Annotated in this window: 4 protein-coding genes; 3 read left to right on the top strand and 1 reads right to left on the bottom strand. The window is 64.2% G+C overall.

What is annotated here, in order from left to right; genetic code table 11:
• The 3 genes from EN939_RS26175 to EN939_RS26165 form a co-directional block, all read left to right on the top strand.
• Positions 1 to 627, top strand: a 627-nt coding sequence (locus tag EN939_RS26175; RefSeq protein ID WP_272483112.1) for a glycine cleavage T C-terminal barrel domain-containing protein, incomplete at its 5' end; no start/stop codon positions are given.
• On the top strand, positions 620 to 1,222 hold the full coding sequence (locus EN939_RS26170) for a sarcosine oxidase subunit gamma (protein ID WP_127270665.1): 603 nt from the start codon (positions 620 to 622) through the stop codon (positions 1,220 to 1,222). The genes EN939_RS26175 and EN939_RS26170, both read left to right, overlap by 8 nt.
• Before the next feature lie 175 nt (positions 1,223 to 1,397).
• Positions 1,398 to 2,840 carry an MFS transporter gene (locus EN939_RS26165; protein ID WP_127270664.1) on the top strand — a complete coding sequence of 481 codons (1,443 nt, stop codon included), beginning with the start codon at positions 1,398 to 1,400 and terminating at the stop codon, positions 2,838 to 2,840.
• Between the two features lie 11 nt (positions 2,841 to 2,851).
• Here EN939_RS26165 and EN939_RS26160 read toward each other — a convergent pair.
• Positions 2,852 to 3,392, bottom strand: a 541-nt coding sequence (locus tag EN939_RS26160; protein ID WP_164751224.1) for a nitroreductase, incomplete at its 5' end; no start/stop codon positions are given.

The following is a 3,392-nucleotide window of genomic DNA, read 5'->3' as shown; positions in this document are numbered from 1 at the left end:
CCCTTCATGGGCCTCGTGCGCGGCGAGATAGCAGGCGTGCCGGTGATGATCTGCCGGCTGTCCTTCTCCGGCGAAATGGCGTTCGAAGTCTATTCCGGCGCCGGCCACGGCACCCATGTCTGGGAAGCGCTTGTCGAGGCCGGCAAACCGTTCGGGCTGGTCACCTACGGGCTCGAGGCGCTGGGCACCATGCGCATCGAAAAAGGCCATGTCACCGGCGCCGAGATCGACGGCCGCACCACGGCGCGCGACCTGCATCTCGACTGGATGCTGTCGAAGAAGAAGCCGTTCATCGGCTCGGCGATGATGGACCGCGAAGGCCTGATCGCGTCGGACCGCCTGGAACTGGTCGGCCTGATCGCCCTCGACAACCTACCGTTCAATGGCGGCGCGCACATCGTCGAGGAGGTTGACGAGGCCAATCCGCACGGCTCGATCGGTCACATCACCGCCTGCTGCTATTCACCGGCGCTCGGCAGGCATATCGCGCTGGCGCTGGTCAAGGGCGGCAAGGCACTGCAGGGCACGCGCGCTCATGTCTCCGATCCCTTGCGCAACCGGTTTGGACCGGTCGAGATCGTCTCCAACCACTTCTTCGATCCGGACGGGAGCCGCATGCATGGTTGAGCGCCAATCACCCGAACCCTTGTCGCCGCTTGAGCCTGAATTCCATGTCGGCTCGCACGGCAATTTCGAGCACGGCGTCGAGATCATCCTGACCGAGACAAGGCCGGGCTCGATCGTGCAGCTCGCCGCGTGGCCCGGCGAGGAGAAGAAGCTGATAGCAGCCGTCCGCACCGTCACCGGGCTTGCCCTGCCCGATGGCGCCGGCGGCGGCTTGAGCGATGGCGTGAAATCGGTGTTCGGCTTCGCGCCGGGAAAGTTCACCGTTGCCGATGAAGCCGAAGGCCTGGCTGCGGCCTTTGCCAAGGTGGTGACCCCCGCCATTGGCACTGTGACCGACCTCTCGCACGGCCGCACCGCCATCCGCATTGCCGGGCCGAAGGCCGAATGGGTGCTGGCGAAATTCTTCGCCATCGATTTCGCGCTGCCGGCCTTTCCTGTTGGAGCCGGCCGCTCGACCACCCATCACGACATCTTCGCCCAGATCCAGCGCACCAGCGCCGACCAGTTCGACATCTATGTCTTCCGCTCGTTTGCACGCTCGTTCTGGAAGGCGCTCTGCCATGCCAGCGAGGAAGTCGGCTACGAGGTGCAGTAGGCGGCGCGGCCGGATGGCCGCGTTGCCCACATCTGGCATCAACGCCAGCCGCTTCTGCCGCTAGAGAATCTGGCCGCCGGCGCCCATGGTGCGAAAACGTGGCCGCCCAACCGGCCCGAGGGATATGAAATCCCTTCTTCAAGAGTCGGCACATTCGTTTGGTTCGAACATCTCCATGACCGCAGAACTATCCGCCGGCGCCACGGATCGCGCCGATGTGCCGGCCAGAGCCTTGCTCCTGCTGCCGCTGACGGTCGCCTGCGGCGTGTTCATGACCAGCCTCGACCAGAATGTCGTGGTGACCGCGCTGCCGGGCATCAGCGAAAGCCTCGGCCGTCCGCCCAGCCAGCTCGGCCTCTTGATTACCGTCTATGTCGCCAGCCTGATCATCTCGATGCCGCTTGGCGGCTGGGCCGCCGATCGCTTCGGCCTGCGCAACGTCTACTGCTTTGCCTTGCTGGTGTTCGCCGCCTCGTCGGCGCTCTGCGGGCTGTCCGACAACATCTGGATGCTGGTCGGCGCCCGCGCGCTGCAAGGCTTTGGCGGTGCCTTGATGGGCACGCTCGGCCAGGTCGTCATCCTGTCGACCTTTCCGCGCAGCCGAACGCTGAAGATCAACATGTACATCTCGCTGGCCGGCCAGTCCGGACCGTTGGTCGGTCCGCTCGTCGGGGGCGCGCTGACCACCTACATTTCCTGGCGCTGGATCTTCTTCATCAACGTGCCGTTCGCGCTGGCGGCGGCAATTCTTGCCGCCTCGCTGTTTCCGACGATGACCAAGCCCGTGCGCACGCCGTTCGATTTTCCGGGCTTCCTGCTGGTCGGCAGCGGCATGGTCCTGCTGGTCTTCGGCATGGATTCGCTTGCTGCCAAGGATGCCGCGGGCGGCATCATCGCCGCAGAACTGGCGCTGGCGCTGGTCATCCTGACCATCGCCTCGTTCTACTGCCTGCGCGTGCGCAATCCGCTGCTCGATCTCGAGCTGTTGCGCATCCGTACCTTCCGCATTTCGTTCCTCACCGGCGGCGGGCTGGACACGATCGGCCTCAGCTCGGTGGTGTTCCTGCTGCCCTTGATGTTCCAGCTCGGCTTCGGCATGAGCGCGGTGCAGGCGGGATCGCTGACCTTCGTCGCCGCGGTCGGCTCCGTGGCCATGCGCTTCTTCATGCCGCGTGTCCTCAACCGTTTCGGCTTTCGCCGCGTGCTGGTCTACAACACCCCGATCGTCGCCGTGATGGTCGCCGGCTTCGCCTTGATGCAGGCGACGACGCCGGTGTGGATCGTGCTGACCTACATCTTCGTCTTCGGCGTCTTCCGCTCCGCGCAATGGGCCTCGACCGGCAATCTCGCCTATTCCGACATCGCGCCCGAGCAGCTCGCCCGCTTCAGCGCGCTCTATTACATATTATGGCAGCTGGCGGTGGCGATCAGCGTCGGCCTGGCTGCGGCGGTATTGTCATTTCTGGCCGGCGGCGGTCCAGCCGTCGCCGACGATTTCCGCATCCTGTTCGTCATCGAGGGCATCATCACGCTCTGCGCGCTGCTTGCCTACCTCAAGCTGACGCCACAGGACGGTGCCCATGTCAGCGGCCACGGCGCACAGATGAATACCGAATGAGGCTGGCTGGCTTATTCGCTGAACGTCACCCACTCTTCCAGCGGCACGCGGTCGGTGCGGAAGGCGTTTTCAGGTTTTGACGTATCTTCATAACCAAGCGCCATGCCGCAGACGACGATCTCTTCGTCCGGAATGTCGAGCACCGGCCTGATCTGCCGGTGATAGGGCGCGAAGGCCGCCTGCGGACAGGTGTGCAGACCCCTGCCTCTTGCTGCGACCATAATGTTCTGCAGGAACATGCCGTAGTCGATCCATGAGCCCTGGTTGAGGCGGCGGTCGATGGTGAAGATCATGCCGACCGGGGCGTCGAAGAAGACGAAGTTGCGGTCGTGCTGGGCGCGCATCTTGTCGACCTCGCGACGACCGATCCCGAGCGCGCCATAGAGGCCGAAACCGTTGGCGCGGCGGCGGGTCAGATACGGCTCGAAGAACTGTGTGGGATAATACCGGTACTCGTCCCAATCAGCTTTTTCGGCGCGAATGCCGGAATTGAGAATGGCGTCTGATATCCGCTGCTTGCTCTCGCCCTTGGTGACATAGACCTTCCATGGC

Source organism: Mesorhizobium sp. M7A.F.Ca.CA.002.05.1.1 (assembly GCF_003998335.1).
Taxonomy (GTDB): Bacteria; Pseudomonadota; Alphaproteobacteria; order Rhizobiales; family Rhizobiaceae; genus Mesorhizobium.
The sequence above is the reverse complement of the archived record's forward strand: the minus strand, read 5'-3'. Positions and strand labels throughout refer to the sequence as shown.

Bases quoted from the DNA above. Each gene is read 5' to 3' on its own strand.
- EN939_RS26170 (WP_127270665.1), top strand. From the start codon at position 620: ATGGTTGAGCGCCAATCACCCGAACCCTTGTCGCCGCTTGAGCCTGAA.
- EN939_RS26165 (WP_127270664.1), top strand. From the start codon at position 1,398: ATGACCGCAGAACTATCCGCCGGCGCCACGGATCGCGCCGATGTGCCG.